Source organism: Amycolatopsis sp. NPDC058278 (assembly GCF_042881395.1).
In the GTDB taxonomy this organism is placed as follows: Bacteria; Actinomycetota; Actinomycetes; order Mycobacteriales; family Pseudonocardiaceae; genus Amycolatopsis.
Map to the genome: position 1 here is coordinate 20529 of NZ_JBHVXZ010000066.1, position 14708 is coordinate 35236.

Sequence of the window (14708 nt, forward strand, 5' to 3'; positions counted from 1 at the left end):
AGGCGGGGTCACGGGGTGAAGCGCCAGATCACCGGCACTCCGCCCTCGTCGAGCGGGCCGTTCGACGCCCAGCCCGCGAACACTCCGTCGTCGGTGACGTGGCCTGCTGCGTAGCCCGTGTACGTGCCCGGCTGCTTCAGCTCGCCGGCCGGGGTCGTTCCGCGCCACGCCGTCGGCTTGCCGTGGAACGAACCCGGGATCGGGGCTTCGCCGACCGTCAGGCCGCGCGCGTTCAGGTCGCCCGCGTAGTCGCCGCCGGTCAGCGCGACCGGTGTCTCCGGCGTCGTCCAGCGGATCGCCTGCGACGCGTTTCCGTTCGACGCGAACCCGACCACGACGCCGTTGCGGATCGCCGAACCGTGCGGGTACGAGAAGCCGGCGATGTCGGCCAGCGGCCTGCTCACCCCGTCCTTCAAGACGATGTCACGGTCGAACCCGCTGAACAGGATCGCGCCGTCGTCGTCGATGTCGGTCACGGAGTCCGCGCCTGCCGGGTAGGCCAGGACCGTGGGGGCAGCCGCCCCAGCGGGCCAGACGGCCGGCACGTACGTCGCCGGGGTACCGGTGGGCAGGGTGCCCAGTGCGTCGCCGTGCCGGTTGACCGCGCAGATCCCGAAGTCGCCATAGCCCGGCGGGGGCGCCCACAGGTGGAAGCCGGTGGCGTCGAGGGTGAAGGTCCGGTTGACGTCGGTGTCGTAGTCGAGCGCCTCGCCGTAGATCCGCCCCGCTCTGTCCTCCCCGACGACCCTCGCCCACTCGAAGCCCGCCGGCGTCCCGCGCAGCACCGGCTTGCCGCCGCGCCAGCTCACCACCTGCAGCTTGTCGCCCACGATGAACGACCCCGCGTACTCGCCGTGGCCGTCCGAAGCGTTCAGAAAACCGCGCCCCGCCGGGTCGGCTCCAGCGGGCAACGGCAGCAGCGTCGCCTGCCAGCCCAGTCGGCCCGTCGCGGCCTGCGCCGGCCCCGCCGCCAAAGCCGCGACGGCGATCGCCACGGTGGCGAGCACCCCCGATCGCGCCCATATCCTGTTCATGATTCCTCCCTTTCCCCGACCTGCGTGAGCACCACGTCGGAACGCGGGAGCAGGTTGCCCGGCGAAAGGAGCAATCACGAACGGCGGCGGCGTGCCCCGGCGATCATCGCGACGACCAGCGGCAGCGCGACCGAAATGATCAGCAGCCTGCCGCGGGACAGGATCAGCACCGCGATCGCGAGGACGATCGCGATCGGCACCGCGCCCGCCGTCAGGAACCGCACCAGCGCGTTGTCCTCCGAGGACATCACCGGGACCCCCGGCGCGGAAACCCCGTTGAGCAACGCACTCGGGCGGGGCGACGGGAGGTCGTCGAACAGCGGGGCGAGCTCGCTGACCCGCTTCGCCGCGGTGACCTTCGCGGACCGGGACCCGTACTCGTCGATGTCGAGCCGGCCGGTGCGGACGTGCTCTTCGAGGACGTCCAGGGCGTCCTGGCGTTCCTCGTCGCTCAACCGCATGTCGCCCACGGCGGGATCAGCGGTCCAGCCCGCGCCGGTGGTCGCGATAGGAGTCGCGCAGCTCGCGCCGTCGCTCCCGGTCGCGCAGGTGCCGGTCGCGGCGGTCGTGGTTCGGGTTCCATTCGTGGCCCCACATGGACTTGCCGAAGACGGTGAGCCCGATCGGTACGAAGATGACCGGCCACAGGGCACCACTGACGGCGGCGATCAGCGCGATCGCGGCGATCCAGGTCAACGGCACGATCGCGGCGACGAACCGCTGCGGCGGCGACCAGTTGTCGGGTGTCCGCGGGCGGGCCGGCTCGGGTGCCGCGGCCGCGGGCCCGGGAGCGGCGACGGCCTGGGGAACGCCGTCGTACCTCGGGTGCGGGGCCGGCAAGTCCGCGAAGATCTCGCCGAGCTCGCCGCGCGTCTTGGCCGCGGTGATCCGGGCCGAGCGTTCGCCGTACTCGTCGATGTCGATCCGCCCCGCGCTCATGTGCTCCCCGAGCGCGGACAGCGCGGACTCACGGTTCTGGTCGCTGATCCGCAGCTGCGGAGACGGGACTTCGGTCACGTAGTCGATGGTAGGCCGCCCCGGGGGCGGCCCACCACGACATCCGTAACGAACCTCGCTACTTGATCTCGAGAAGCTGTGTGCCCTGCGTCACGGCGGCGCCGACCTCGACCGAAAGACCGGTGACGGTGCCCGCTTTGTGCGCGGTGACCGGGTTCTCCATCTTCATCGCCTCGAGGACGACGATCAGCTCACCGGCTTCGACCGTCTGGCCCTCTTCGACGGCCACCTTCACGATCGTGCCCTGCATCGGTGCCGTGACGGCGTCGCCGCTCACCGCGGCCTTGGTGCCGCCGGCGCGCTTGCGCGGCTTCGCCTTGACGGCGGTCCCGCCGCCACCGCCGCCTTCGAGCGCGAACCCGCCCGGCAGCGACACCTCGAGACGCCGCCCGCCGACCTCGACGACGACGTTCTGCCGCGGTTCCTCCTCGGCGGCTTCGACGTCCGGCGCCACGAACGGCTCGATCTTGTTGTCGAACTCCGTCTCGATCCAGCGCGTGTGCACGCTGAAGCCGTTCTCGTCGCCGATGAACGCCGGGTCGTCGACGATCACGCGGTCGAACGGCAGGACCGTCGCCATGCCTTCGACGACCATCTCCGCGAGCGCGCGGCGGCTGCGCTCGAGGGCGTTGTTCCGGTCGGACCCGGTGACGATCAGCTTGGCCAGCATCGAGTCGAACTGCCCGCCGATGACGCTGCCGGATTCGACGCCGGAGTCGACGCGCACGCCCGGGCCGCTGGGCGCGACGAACTTCGTCACCGTGCCCGGTGCGGGCAGGAAGCCGCGGCCGGCGTCCTCGCCGTTGATGCGGAACTCGATCGAGTGGCCGCGCGGCTCGGGGTCCTCGGTGATCCGCAGCTTCTCGCCGCGCGCGATCCGGAACATCTCGCGCACCAGGTCGAGGCCGGTCGTCTCCTCCGACACCGGGTGTTCGACCTGCAGCCGGGTGTTGACCTCGAGGAAGGAGATGGTGCCGTCGACGGCGACGAGGTACTCGACCGTGCCGGCGCCGTAGTAGCCGGCTTCCTTGCAGATCGCCTTCGCGGACTCGTGGATGCGCTTGCGCTGCTCGTCGCTCAGGAACGGCGCGGGCGCCTCTTCGACGAGCTTCTGGTGCCGGCGCTGCAGCGAGCAGTCGCGGGTGCCGACGACGATCGCGTTGCCGTGCATGTCGGCGAGCACCTGCGCCTCGACGTGCCGCGGCTTGTCCAGGTAGCGCTCGACGAAGCACTCGCCGCGGCCGAAGGCGGCGACCGCCTCGCGCGTGGCCGATTCGAACAGCTCGGGGATCTCTTCGCGGGTGCGCGCGACCTTCAGGCCGCGGCCGCCACCGCCGAACGCGGCCTTGATGGCCACCGGAAGGCCGTGCTCGTCGGCGAACGCGACGATCTCGGCGGCGTCCTTCGCCGGCTCTTTCGTGCCCGGCACCAGCGGCGCGCCCGCGCGCAGGGCGATGTGGCGGGCGGTGACCTTGTCGCCGAGGTCGCGGATGGCCTGCGGGCTCGGCCCGATCCAGGTCAGCCCGGCGTCGAGGACGGCCTGGGCGAAGTCCGCGTTCTCGGAGAGGAAGCCGTAGCCCGGGTGCACCGAGTCGGCGCCCGAGCGCTTGGCGGCGTCCAGGAGCTTGTCGAAGTTCAGGTAGCTCTCGGCGGCCGTCGTGCCGCCCAGCGCGAAGGCTTCGTCGGCCAGGCGGACGTGTGGCGCGTCGCGGTCCGGGTCGGCGTACACCGCGACACTGGCCAGGCCAGCGTCCTTCGCGGCTCTGATGACGCGTACCGCGATTTCACCACGGTTGGCGACCAGGATCTTGGTCACCGGACCGCCCGTGGATTCGCCGACCTGCTCGGCCACCCCGCACCTCCTGCGTCCGACAGCTGCATTGCTGACCGCCCACGCGGCATCAGGGAAGTCTACGGATATGACGTCGCGAGTCTCTTGAGTGAGAGGTGAACCACGCTCAGACGTGGTGGCGCAGCTCCTCGGGCAGCGGCGAATCGAGCACGATCACGTCGTACGGGTTCGCGGAGTGCACCTTCGGCAGGTGCTCGGTGTTCACCAGCACCCACGGCTGGTGCTCGCCGCAGCAGTCGATCAACCGGTCCAGTGCGGTGAAGGCGACCAGCGCGGTGCGGCCGTCCGGGGTGCGGCGCAGCTCGATCGACGCGCCTTCGGTCTCGGCACTGGCCGGGCCGGTCGGCAGGTAGAGAGCGGGAGGCAGGTTCGGGTTCGTCACCGGGACAACATAGACGGGCACCCTCCGCTACCTGTGACCCCGTCGGGCACCCACGCTTTGGGGGGTCCGTGGGGGCGGAGCCCCCCGGGCGGGGTACGGGGGTTGCACCCCCGGGGGATTCAGTCACATCGCGACGGGGCGCTTCCGACACATGGTCGCGAAGCGGCTTACGCTCTGTCTTATGCGGACTACGGCAGCGCGGACGCCCCGGTCGGCGCTGCTCACCGCGGTGCTGGCCGCGGTGGTGACCGTCGGCGCGATCGGCGCGGTGTTCCTGCTGCGGCCGCGGCCCGAGGCGGCCCCCGGACTGGCCGAACCCGCCGCCGTACCGGTGACGCCCGCGGTGACCTGCGGCGGCGGGCCGTGCCGCCAGCTCGCAGCGGTGACGGTCGGGGGCACACCGGTGGTGCTGCTGACCGACACGGCAGGCGGCTCGGCCCGCCTGCGCGTCGGGCCCGAGCCGGGCACGGTGTTCGAGCTGTCGGTCGCGCAGCTGGGCGTGCGGCTGGACCAGAACTCGCTGCGCTGCATCGACGGCCCGGCCCCGGCGTGCCTGGTCCGCGGCGACGTCGGGGACGACGGGACGGCCGCGTACGGCGAGCTGCTCGTCAGCAGCGGGGGAGTGTGGCGCGACCCGGGCAAGCCGTTCTACGCGGACGCCGGGACACTGTCGCTCTACGACGTCACGGCCGACGCCAGCCCCGACGTGATCGTGGTCCGCCACGACTGCCCGGACTCCGCTGCCGGCACCCCGAAGTGCACGGCGGCGCCGGTGCTGGGCGAGGTGTACGACCTGGCCGGCCGATCGGTCGGCTGCACGCGGCGGGTGACGTCGCCGTCGGACCTGCGCGGCTGGCCGGACATCCGCCTGACCCGCGCCGACCTCCGCACCTGCCCGTCCTGAACGCCGTGAAGGCCGCCTCGAACACTCGAGACGGCCTTCACACACGGGCGGGGTCAGGCGGGGGCGGGTTCCGTGTGCCGGGCCGCCGCGCCGTCGTCGGTGTGCAGGGGGGTGTCCGTCGGCGCGTTGAGGACCTCGTCGTCGAGGAGGCCTTCGCCGCGGGCCACGATCGTCGGCACCACGATCTGGCCGGCCACGTTCGTCGCCGTGCGCATCATGTCCATGATCGGGTTGACCGAGTAGATCAGCGCCAGGCCCAGCGCGACCTGCTTGGCGTCGAGGCCGATGAACGACGTCGTCAGGGTGAAGGCCGTCAGCCAGCCCGTGGTCCCGGCGGTCGCCAGTGCGCCGACCACGGCGACCACGACGATGCCGGCGTACTGCCAGAAGTTCAGCGACACCCCGGCCAGGTTGGCGACGAAGATCGCCGCGATCGCCGGGAAGACCGCCGCGCAGCCGTCCATCTTCGTCGCGCTGCCCAGCGGGGTCGCGAAAGCCGCGTACGCCGGCTGGACGCCGAGGTTCACCGCGGACTGGCGGGTCAGCGGCAGCGTCGCGGCCGAGGACTGTGAGGCGAACGCGAACTGGATCGCCGTGCCCGCCTTCGCGAAGAACTTCAGCGGGCTGACCTTCGCCACGAACTGCAGCAGGATCGGGTAGACGACGAACAGCACGAGCAGGCAGCCGACGTACACCGCGAGCGTCGTCGAGAACAGCGGGCGGAACAGCGCGTCGCCGTAGTTGGACACCGCCGCGCCGATCAGGCCGATGATGCCGATCGGGGCGAGCCGGACGATCCAGCCGAGGTAGCGCTGGATGATCTCGAACACGCTCGTCGTGAAGTCCACGAACGGCTTCGCCTTGTCACCGAGGCTGTAGGCCGCCGCGCCGATGACCAGCGCGAGGAACAGCACCTGCAGCGTCTCGCCGTCGGAGAACGCTTTCACGAAGTTCTGCGGCAGCAGTCCGTCGATGAACGCGCTCCACGAGCCCCAGTGGTCGACGCTCTTGGCGGCCTTGTCGGCGTTCTTCGCGAGCGCCGTGGCGCCGCCGAGCCCACCGGCGCCGGGGTTGAAGATCCGGCCGACCGCGATGCCGATCAGCGACGCGATGAACGACGTGATCGCGAACCACATGACCGTCTTGCCGCCGAGGCGCGCGGCGGTGCGGCCGCCGCCGAGCCCGCGGAGGCTGTTGATGCCGACCACGATCGCCGTGAAGACCAGCGGGATCACCGCGATCTGCAGCAGCGTGGTGAAGATGGTGCCGATCTGGTCGAGGAGATCGGTCAGCCAGCCGGCCTCGGTCTGCCGCGCGACGACGCCGAGGAGGGCGCCGACGACGAGCGAGCCGAGAACCGCGGCCGCGAACACCCGCGGCTTGGTGTATGTCCGTACGAAAGACACGGGGCGACTCCGGTGCTCGAAAGTTGCTGTCTGTCTTGCCTCGTGAAGAGAACGTTAGGCAACGGAGCACTCTTCCGGATCACCCGTTGGTGTGGCGCCTTTCTCAGGATGCGGGACGCCGCCAGAGATCCACGACACTCACGCCGACCTCGGCCAGCAGCCGGCGCGTCAGCGGCAGGCTGATGCCGATGACGCTCGTGTGGCCGCCGTCGAGTCCTTCGACGAACCAGCCGCCCAGGCCGTCGATGGTGAAGCCGCCGGCGACGTTGAGCGGCTCGCCGCTGGCGACGTAGGCGTCGATCTCCGCCGGGCTCGGCGTGCCGAACCGGACCGTGGTCGATTCCCAGCCCGCGGCCTCCTTCGCGCGCGTCCCGCCGTCGAGCCGGACGACCGCGTGCCCGGTGAGGAGTTCACCGGAAGTTCCCGCCATCGCGGCCCAGCGGCTGCGCGCGATGTCCGGCGAACCCGGCTTGCCGACCATCTGCCCGCCGATGTTCAGCATCGAGTCGCAGGCGACGACGACGGCGTCCGGGTGCGCCGCGGCGACCTGGTCGATGACCGCCTCGGCCTTGGCCGCGGCGAGGGCCGCGACCAGTTCCGACGGGGACGGATCGGTCAGGGAGGCGGCGACCGCGTCCTCGTCGACGCCGGAGACGAACACGGCGGGATCGAGGCCCCCGGAACGCAGGAGGGCGAGGCGGGCGGGGGACTGGGAGGCGAGGACGAACTGCACGACTGAAACTTACTTGACCAGGCGTCCGTGACCGAATTGTGACCGGCGTCACTCGAAAGGGGAGCTAGTTTGTTGTGGCTCGCAACTTATGGATCGACGGATCGTCACGGAGAGAACAATGCCGCTCCTCCGCACCACGAGATCATTGCGAACCACTGTCCTGGCCGGCCTGCTCCTGTCGGGCACGGCCCTCGTCCCGATGGCGTCCGCGACCGCGACCGCGACGCCGCTCTACAAGAACCCGCACGCCCGGGTGGCCGACCGCGTCACGGACCTGATGGCCCGGATGACCCTGGACGACAAGGTCGGGCAGATGACCGAGGGCGAGCGCGGAGCCGCGACGCCCGCCCAGTCCGCCGCCGCCCGGCTCGGCTCCATCCTCTCCGGCGGCGGTTCGACACCGACACCGAACACCCCGCAGGCCTGGGCGGACATGATCGACGCCTATCAACGGGCGGCGACGTCGACCGGTCTCGGCATCCCGATCATCTACGGCGCCGACACCGTGCACGGCCACAACAACGTCTACGGCGCCACGGTCTTCCCGCACAACATCGGCCTGGGGGCCGCGAACGACCCGCAGCTGGTCGAGAAGATCGGCGCGATCACCGCGGACGAGTCCGCCGCCACCGGCGTCAAGTGGGGCTTCGCGCCCTGCCTGTGCGTCGCCCGCGACGACCGCTGGGGCCGCACGTACGAGTCCTTCGGCGAGGTCCCCCGCAACGCCGTCGAGAATTCCGTGGTCATCGAAGGCCTGCAGGGCCGCTCGCTCGGCGACCCGACGTCGATCATGGCCACGGCCAAGCACTTCATCGGCGACGGCGGCACCACCGGTGGCGTCGACCAGGGCAACACCCAGATCAGCCTGGACGAGCTGCGGCGCGTCCACCTGCCGCCGTTCCAGGCCGCGGTGAACCACGGCGTCGGCTCGGTGATGATCAGCTTCAACAGCTGGAACGGCGTCAAGGACCACGGCAACAAGTTCCTCATCACCGACCTGCTCAAGGGTGAGCTGCGGTTCTCCGGGTACGTGATCTCCGACTGGAACGGCATCGACCAGATCGACGGCCAGGAGGGGTTCACCCCCTCCGAGGTCAAGCAGGCCGTCAACGCCGGGATCGACATGATCATGGTCCCCAACGACTACCTGAAGTTCGTCAGCACGCTCAAGGCCGAAGTCCTCAACGGGCACATCCCGATGGCGCGCATCGACGACGCCAACCGGCGGATCCTCACGAAGAAGTTCGAACTGGGCCTGTTCGAGCACCCGTACACCGACCGCTCGCTGCAGAAGGACTTCGGCAGCGCGGCACACCACGCCGTGGCGCGGCAGGCGGTGCGCGAGTCGCAGGTGCTGCTGAAGAACGACGGCGTGCTGCCGCTGGCCAAGACGAACAACAAGATCTTCGTGGCCGGGAAGAACGCGAACGACATGGGCAACCAGGCGGGCGGCTGGACGCTGACCTGGCAGGGCCAGAGCGGCGAGCGGGTCATCCCCGGCACGACGGTTCTCGACGGCATCAAGGCCGGTGCCGGGAAGGGCACGGTGGTGACCTATGACCGTGCGGGTGGTGGAATCGACTCGAGCTACCGGGTCGCGGTCGCCGTGGTGGGCGAAACGCCGTATGCCGAAGGGCGGGGAGACCGGCCGGACGGTCTCGGCCTCGACGCCGAAGACCTCGCCCTCATCGGCAAGCTGAAGGCCTCGGGCGTGCCCCTGGTCGTGGTGACCGTCTCCGGGCGGCCGCTGGACATCTCGGCGCAGCTGCCGTCGATCAAGGGACTGGTGGCGGCCTGGCTGCCGGGCTCGGAAGGCGCCGGCGTCGCGGACGTGCTCTACGGCGACTACAACCCGACCGGGAAGCTGAGCTTCACCTGGCCGAAGAGCTCTTCCCAGGAACCCATCAACGCCGGTGACGGCAAGCAGGGCCTGTTCCCGTACGGGTACGGCCTGTCCTACCGCCGCCACCACCGCTAGGCCACCGCTCCCGCGGTCCGTGCAGGCCCCCGATCCGGTCCCGACACCCGGATCCGGGGGCCTGCGCGGTTTCAGGCCGCGGCGGCCTCGGGCGCCGGCGCCGGGGATGTCCAGCGCGGCTTGACCCGCTGCATCACCGCCGCCGAGACGACCCCGAGCAGGAGCACGCCCATCGGCAGCAGCATCGTCACCCGGGCCGCGTCGGTCAGTCCACTGTGGACAGCTTCGGTCGCCAGCTTCCCGGCCTGCGCGGCGATCTCGGCGGGCAGCCCCGGCATCGGGGACGGCCCGCCGGCTGAGCCGAACTCCCCGGTGCTCGCCGCCGCGTGCGCGATCCCCTCGGCGAACGGCGCCCGGTACTGCTCAGGCAGCTGCGAAGCCGCCTTCGTGGCCTCGTCCGCGATGGACGCGCTGATCCGCGCCTGCAGCAGCACGCCGATCGCCGCGCTGCCGAGCACGCCACCCACCTGGCGCGCGGTGTTGAAGATGCCGGACGCGGTCCCGGCGAGCCGCGGCTCGACCGAGCCCATCGTCAGGTTGCTCATCGGCGAGAAGATGCAGCCGATGCCGAGCCCGCACACCAGCAGCGCCGGGACGAACGTCCACGGGTTGCTGTCCGGCGTCGCCTGCAGCGCGATGATCCCGAGCCCGGCCGCGAGCGCCGCCAGGCCGAACATCACCAGGTACTTGCCGTTGACCTTGTCCGACGCACGCCCGACGAACGGCGCGATGATCCCGGAGAGCAGCGACATCGGGGCGGTGAGCAGCCCGCCCATGGTCGGGCTCAGCCCGAGCACCGACTGGATGTAGATGACCAGCGGCAGGAACATGCCGGTCATCGCGAAGCCGACGGTGGCCGCGGTGAGCGTCCCGGCCGAGAAGTTCCGGTTCGAGAACACCTGAAGCGGCAGCAGCGGCTCCCGTTTGTTGAAGCGCTGCCACACCACGAACGCGATCAGCAGCACCACGCCGGCGCCGATGATCTCGAAGACGGTGATCCCGCCGAAGACCGTGCCCCAGTCGTACTGCTGGCCGTTCTGGACACCGAACACGATGCAGAGCAGCGCGGCACTCGAGAGCACGATGCCCAGCAGGTCGAACGAGTGCGAGTGCTTCGGCTGCCAGTCCGGCACCAGGAGGAGGGTGAGCACGACGGCGATCACGCCGATCGGCACGTTGACGAAGAAGATCCACTCCCAGCCGAAGTGGTCGACCAGCACGCCGCCGAGCAGCGGGCCCGCGATCGTCGCCAGCCCGGCGACGCCGCCCCACATGCCCATCGCCGGGCCGCGCTTGGCCGGCGGGAACAGGTGCGTGATGAACGCCAGCGTCTGCGGCGTCATCAGCGCGGCGCCCAGCCCCTGCACGGCTCGCGCGGCGATGAGCATCTCGACGTTGCCGGACAGGCCGCACCACAGCGACGCGCCGGTGAACACGAGGAGCCCGGCGAGGAACACGCGCTTCGGGCCGAAGCGGTCACCGAGCCGGCTGGTGAACAGCATCGGCACGGCGTAGGTGAGCAGGTAGACGCTGATCACCCAGACGATCGAGTTCAGCCCGGCGCCCAGCTCGCGCAGCATGGTCGGGATCGCGATCGACACGATCGTCGTGTCGAGCAGGATCATGAAGAAGCCGAGGCACAGCGCGCCCAGCGCGGCCCACGGATTAGCTTGTCTTGCGTTCATCGTCGTCTTCCTGGGTGATGAGCGTGAGCTTGGGTGGTTGGTTGTCCTGGAACGGGATCCGCCCGGACCGCAGGTCGTCGGCGAGGCGTTCGGTCCACTCCAGTTCGAACAGCCGGTGGTCGCAGCTGTAGCGCCAGTCGAGCCAGTAGATCTCCGGCGTCTTTTCCTCGGCGAGGTGCTGCAGCACGGCCCGGTCCGAGGCCACTGCGGCACGCAGCCGCATGAGCCGGGTTTCGAGCTCGTTCAGGGTCGCCTCGCGGCCCAGTTCGTCGATCACGGCGAGCCCGGACAGGTAGGCGGGGAACTCCGTGGCGACGTCCCCCAGGAGTTCGCGGCCGCGCCGGTTGAACTCGTCGAGCCCGGTCTGCGTCATGCCGTAGACGGTCCGTTCGGGCCGCCTGCCGTCGCGCTGGGTGTCGACGACCTCGATGAAACCGCTGCGGTGCAGGCGTTCCACGGTGTGGTAGAGCGAGCCCGCCTTCACGTTGACCCGCGTGTCGACGTACCGCTCGCGCATGAGAGCGGCCATCTCGTACGGGTGCATGGGCCTCTCGTGGAGCAGCTCCAGCACGGCGATGCCGAGTGGTGTCAGCTTGGCCGAGGCCATGATCCCTCCAAGTCGTTTATTCCACGTGGACTATACGGCTGGGAATAGCGTCGGGTCCACGGCCATTTCTGTGACTGTGCGTACACAGCATGGAGGCCCCCATGATCTCGTCATGGGGGCCTCCGCGGCGTCTCTCAGAAGGGCCAGTCGGCCTTCTTGCCTCGCTCGAGCAGCGGGATCATCCGGAACGCCTGGTCGGTCAGGCCGCCGAACGTGTGCCGGTGCCCGCTGCCGGACGGTGCGTGGCCGGCCCGGTAGCCCGCCAGGTTCCAGGTGTACAGCGGAACGTGGCCGGGAACTGCCTGCCCGACGTCGCCGTACGCGGCCTGCTCGTCGGTGAGGATCACGACGCGGTCGTGCTTCGCGAAGTGCTTCTTCACCGCGCCCGCCGTGTCGGTGCCGCCGCCGATGAAGAAGCCGTCGGACTTCCACCGCTCGACGTCGCTCAGCAGCGACCCGCCCCGGCGCAGCTTGAACACCTTGGTGCCCTGCTTGCGGTCCCAGTAGCCGTCCGAGAACGACACGACGTCGGCCTTCGCGCAGCGCCGGCCGAGCGCGAGGCCGAACACCGCGGCCGCGTCCCAGCGCATCAGGCTGCCGTCCTTGCTGAAGCGGTCGTTCATCGACGCCGACGTGTCGACGAGGATCAGCGTCCGGCCACTCAGCACGGGCACGTTGGCCAGCGCGTGCGCGATCGCCCGCTCCAGCGCCCACGCCCACCGCAGCGACGGCGCCGCGCGGTGGGCCGCGAGGAACCGCATCGGCAGCTGCCGCGACTTCGCGACCTGGGCCGGATCGGCGAGCCGCTCGGCGACCCGCTCCGCGACCGCGTCCGAGACGCCGGCCTCGTCGAAGTTGCGGAGGTTCCGCAGGAGAGCCATGTAGCCCATCGACGGGATCAGCGCCTCCCAGACGCGCGCGTCCAGCGGACCCTGCAGCCACCCGGCGACGGACTCCCACGTCATGCCCGCGGCGCGGAGCACGTCCGCGGCGTCGGGTCGACTGAACAGCTCACGACGGCGGCCGACGTCCCAGGACGACAGCTCGGCGCGGGCGCGCAGGGCCGTGAGGGAGTCCGGGATCGCGTTGCCGCGGTTGTGCCGCTCGTCGAGGATGTGCCGGAACAGCTCACCCCCGCCTTCCGGGTGGGTCAGCTCGAGGACGTCGGCGAACCGGAACGCTCGCGCGGCGGAGTCCCACTTGGCGAAGGACCGCTCGTCGTAGAGCTTCGCTGCCGCGTCGGCAACACCGCGCTTGACGGGCTTCGGCACGGCCCGGCCGTGCACGGCGGTCCAGTAGGCGAGCAGTTCACCGGGCTCGTCGGCCCGCTGCAGCACACCGGCGACGACCTGGCGGCTCAGGCCGTCGAGGCCGGCGTCCCGCCGTGCCTTGGCGAACTCGGCGGCACCGACGAGCGACGCCGTGCGCAGGTGCGCGCCGGAGCGCAGCCAGCGCAGGAACCGCGCGGTCCACCCCGGATCGTCCAGTGTGGACTGACGGACGAGCTCGGCGTAGCGCGTGTCGCGCGTGTCCGCGGACTCGTAGAAGGTGTGCTCGCCGACCATGTTGGTGACGGCGAGCAGGAAGAGCTCGGACTTGGTGTCGCGTGCGTAGCCGGCGCCACCCTCGTGCGTGACGGTGGACGGCGTGGCCTCACCGCGGACCGGAGAGGTCGCGGCGGGTGCTCGTGCGGTGTTGAACTTGCTCATTTCTCCCCCTGTTTCGTGGAGGGAGCCACGGCCACAGCGATGCCCGAGATCGAAGTCGGTGAAGGTACATAGCTGCTCTAGGCCACTGAGCTACCGGACCGCGAGTGGTCCGGGAGGGATTCGAACCCCCGACCTGCCCGTTAGAAGCGGAAGTAACCCTCGCCTGCGCACCGGGCATCGGTGTGGCCGTGGCTCCCGAGATCTGGTTCGCCTGGCTGGCGACGCACCGGGAGTGCGTGTGAAGTTGGGTGCCCGAGGTCTCGGCTGGAGAAGGTGTGCTGACCGGTCACCGTGAGGTGGCCGGGTTTGGATTCGAACCAATGATCACCGAAGTAACCTTCTCCGTCGCACCGGGCGGAACCCAAGGTAGCAAGCGATCGCCGGCGGCTCGACTCATTTTCCGGCCGGGCTGCGTGCGGTCTCGCCGCAGAGAAAGTCAACTAGTTCGTATCAAGAACTACTTATGCTATGTTCGTAGTACGAACTAACTGGGAGGAACCATGACGCACTTCGGCATCGGCGTGTCCACCGCGGTCACCGCGGTCACCGACACCCTGAAGCTGGCCGTCCAGGCCGACCGTGGCGGGCTCGACCTCATCACCGTGTCCGATCACCCCTACTACGCCGACCGGCTCGATGCGTACGCCGAAATCGGTGTCCTGCTGGGAAAGACCGAACGGGTCTCCGGGCTGGTCAGCGTCACCAACCTGCCGACGCGGCCCGCGGCGATGCTCGCCCGCACCGTCACCTCCTTGTCCGCGCTGACCGGGGGCCGGATCGTGCTCGGCATGGGCGTCGGCGGGTTGTGGGACGACATCGCGCGGCTCGGCTTCACCAAGCTGACGCCGGGGCAGGCCGTTCGCGCTTTCGAGGAAGGCATCCGGCTCGTGAAACTGCTCGGCGGGGGCGGTGAGCCGGTCACCTTCGACGGCGAGTTCTACCAGGTCACGAACCTGGAACCGGCCGCGGGAGCGATGCCGCCGGTGTGGACCGGCTCGGTCGGGCCGAAGTCGCTCGCCGTCACCGGGCGCGTGGCCGACGGGTGGATGCCCGGGCGCGCCGCCGACTGGCTCAGTGAGCGCTACCGCACTTCGCGCCCGCTGATCGACGAGGCCGCGGTGGACGCCGGGCGCGACCCCGGTGACATCGCCACCGTCTACAACTTCCCCGGGCGCATCACCGCGGAGCCGCTCGCGAAGACCCGCGCCGAGGACGGAAGCTGGATCGGCGGCTCGCCCGCGCAGTGGATCGAGGAGCTGACCGGTGCGGTGCTGGAGCACGGCGCGGCCGGATTCGTGCTCTTCGGGGCCGACCGCACCACACCCGACGAGGTCGCCGCCGCGCGCTGGGCCGAGGAGATCGTGCCCGCCGTGCGCGAGGCCGTCGCGAAGTAGGCTGACC

Annotated in this window: 13 protein-coding genes and 1 tRNA gene; 3 read left to right on the forward strand and 11 right to left on the reverse strand. The window is 70.4% G+C overall.

Annotation, left to right across the window (positions count from 1 at the left end):
- Positions 1–8: 8 nt before the first annotated feature.
- The 5 genes from ACFVYA_RS29835 to ACFVYA_RS29855 form a co-directional block, all read right to left on the reverse strand.
- Entirely contained in the window at positions 9–1034 is a 1026-nt protein-coding gene (locus ACFVYA_RS29835; protein ID WP_387049681.1) for a hypothetical protein, read from the reverse strand.
- 74 nt (positions 1035–1108) lie between these two features.
- Positions 1109–1504, reverse strand: coding sequence for a DUF1707 domain-containing protein (locus tag ACFVYA_RS29840; RefSeq protein WP_285988305.1), 396 nt, complete (start codon positions 1502–1504; stop codon positions 1109–1111).
- A gap of 7 nt (positions 1505–1511) precedes the next feature.
- Complete coding sequence (locus ACFVYA_RS29845; RefSeq protein WP_387049682.1) at positions 1512–2051, reverse strand: DUF1707 domain-containing protein; 540 nt, start codon at positions 2049–2051, stop codon at positions 1512–1514.
- A gap of 58 nt (positions 2052–2109) precedes the next feature.
- Positions 2110–3903 carry an acetyl/propionyl/methylcrotonyl-CoA carboxylase subunit alpha gene (locus ACFVYA_RS29850; protein WP_285988307.1) on the reverse strand — a complete coding sequence of 598 codons (1794 nt, stop codon included), beginning with the start codon at positions 3901–3903 and terminating at the stop codon, positions 2110–2112.
- 106 nt (positions 3904–4009) lie between these two features.
- On the reverse strand, positions 4010–4285 hold the full coding sequence (locus ACFVYA_RS29855; protein ID WP_387049684.1) for an SAV_915 family protein: 276 nt from the start codon (positions 4283–4285) through the stop codon (positions 4010–4012).
- Between the two features lie 181 nt (positions 4286–4466).
- On the opposite strand from ACFVYA_RS29855, the gene ACFVYA_RS29860 reads away from it, so the two are divergent.
- Positions 4467–5189 (forward strand): hypothetical protein, encoded by a 723-nt coding sequence (locus ACFVYA_RS29860; RefSeq protein WP_387049686.1) that lies wholly within the window; start codon positions 4467–4469, stop codon positions 5187–5189.
- A 53-nt stretch (positions 5190–5242) separates the two neighbouring features.
- Here ACFVYA_RS29860 and ACFVYA_RS29865 read toward each other — a convergent pair whose 3' ends face one another.
- Both ACFVYA_RS29865 and ACFVYA_RS29870 read right to left on the reverse strand, forming a co-directional pair.
- Entirely contained in the window at positions 5243–6595 is a 1353-nt protein-coding gene (locus ACFVYA_RS29865) for a dicarboxylate/amino acid:cation symporter (protein ID WP_387049688.1), read from the reverse strand.
- Between the two features lie 103 nt (positions 6596–6698).
- Positions 6699–7328, reverse strand: coding sequence for a Maf family protein (locus tag ACFVYA_RS29870; protein ID WP_387049690.1), 630 nt, complete (start codon positions 7326–7328; stop codon positions 6699–6701).
- A 118-nt stretch (positions 7329–7446) separates the two neighbouring features.
- Here ACFVYA_RS29870 and ACFVYA_RS29875 point away from each other — a divergent pair, with 118 nt between their 5' ends.
- Positions 7447–9306, forward strand: coding sequence for a glycoside hydrolase family 3 protein (locus ACFVYA_RS29875; protein ID WP_387049692.1), 1860 nt, complete (start codon positions 7447–7449; stop codon positions 9304–9306).
- 71 nt (positions 9307–9377) lie between these two features.
- Here the strand turns inward: ACFVYA_RS29875 and ACFVYA_RS29880 are convergent, their stop codons facing one another.
- The 4 genes from ACFVYA_RS29880 to ACFVYA_RS29895 all read right to left on the reverse strand — a co-directional run bounded on the left by ACFVYA_RS29880 (position 9378) and on the right by ACFVYA_RS29895 (position 13481).
- The gene (locus ACFVYA_RS29880; protein WP_387049694.1) at positions 9378–10991 is read right to left on the reverse strand and encodes a DHA2 family efflux MFS transporter permease subunit; all 1614 of its coding nucleotides are present in this window, start codon (positions 10989–10991) and stop codon (positions 9378–9380) included.
- The gene (locus ACFVYA_RS29885; RefSeq protein ID WP_387049696.1) at positions 10972–11598 is read right to left on the reverse strand and encodes a PadR family transcriptional regulator; all 627 of its coding nucleotides are present in this window, start codon (positions 11596–11598) and stop codon (positions 10972–10974) included. Before ACFVYA_RS29885 ends, ACFVYA_RS29880 begins: the two co-directional genes overlap by 20 nt.
- 134 nt (positions 11599–11732) lie before the next feature.
- A complete protein-coding gene (locus tag ACFVYA_RS29890) occupies positions 11733–13307 on the reverse strand; it encodes a TROVE domain-containing protein (protein ID WP_387049698.1) in 1575 nt (524 codons plus the stop codon).
- Positions 13308–13412: 105 nt separating this feature from the next.
- A tRNA-OTHER gene (locus ACFVYA_RS29895) sits at positions 13413–13481 on the reverse strand.
- Between the two features lie 326 nt (positions 13482–13807).
- On the opposite strand from ACFVYA_RS29895, the gene ACFVYA_RS29900 reads away from it, so the two are divergent.
- A complete protein-coding gene (locus ACFVYA_RS29900) occupies positions 13808–14701 on the forward strand; it encodes an LLM class flavin-dependent oxidoreductase (RefSeq protein ID WP_387049699.1) in 894 nt (297 codons plus the stop codon).
- Positions 14702–14708: the final 7 nt, after the last annotated feature.

Bases quoted from the DNA above. Each gene is read 5' to 3' on its own strand.
- ACFVYA_RS29835 (WP_387049681.1), bottom strand. From the start codon at position 1,034: ATGAACAGGATATGGGCGCGATCGGGGGTGCTCGCCACCGTGGCGATC.
- ACFVYA_RS29860 (WP_387049686.1), top strand. From the start codon at position 4,467: ATGCGGACTACGGCAGCGCGGACGCCCCGGTCGGCGCTGCTCACCGCG.
- ACFVYA_RS29875 (WP_387049692.1), top strand. From the start codon at position 7,447: ATGCCGCTCCTCCGCACCACGAGATCATTGCGAACCACTGTCCTGGCC.
- ACFVYA_RS29880 (WP_387049694.1), bottom strand. From the start codon at position 10,991: ATGAACGCAAGACAAGCTAATCCGTGGGCCGCGCTGGGCGCGCTGTGC.
- ACFVYA_RS29885 (WP_387049696.1), bottom strand. From the start codon at position 11,598: ATGGCCTCGGCCAAGCTGACACCACTCGGCATCGCCGTGCTGGAGCTG.
- ACFVYA_RS29890 (WP_387049698.1), bottom strand. From the start codon at position 13,307: ATGAGCAAGTTCAACACCGCACGAGCACCCGCCGCGACCTCTCCGGTC.
- ACFVYA_RS29900 (WP_387049699.1), top strand. From the start codon at position 13,808: ATGACGCACTTCGGCATCGGCGTGTCCACCGCGGTCACCGCGGTCACC.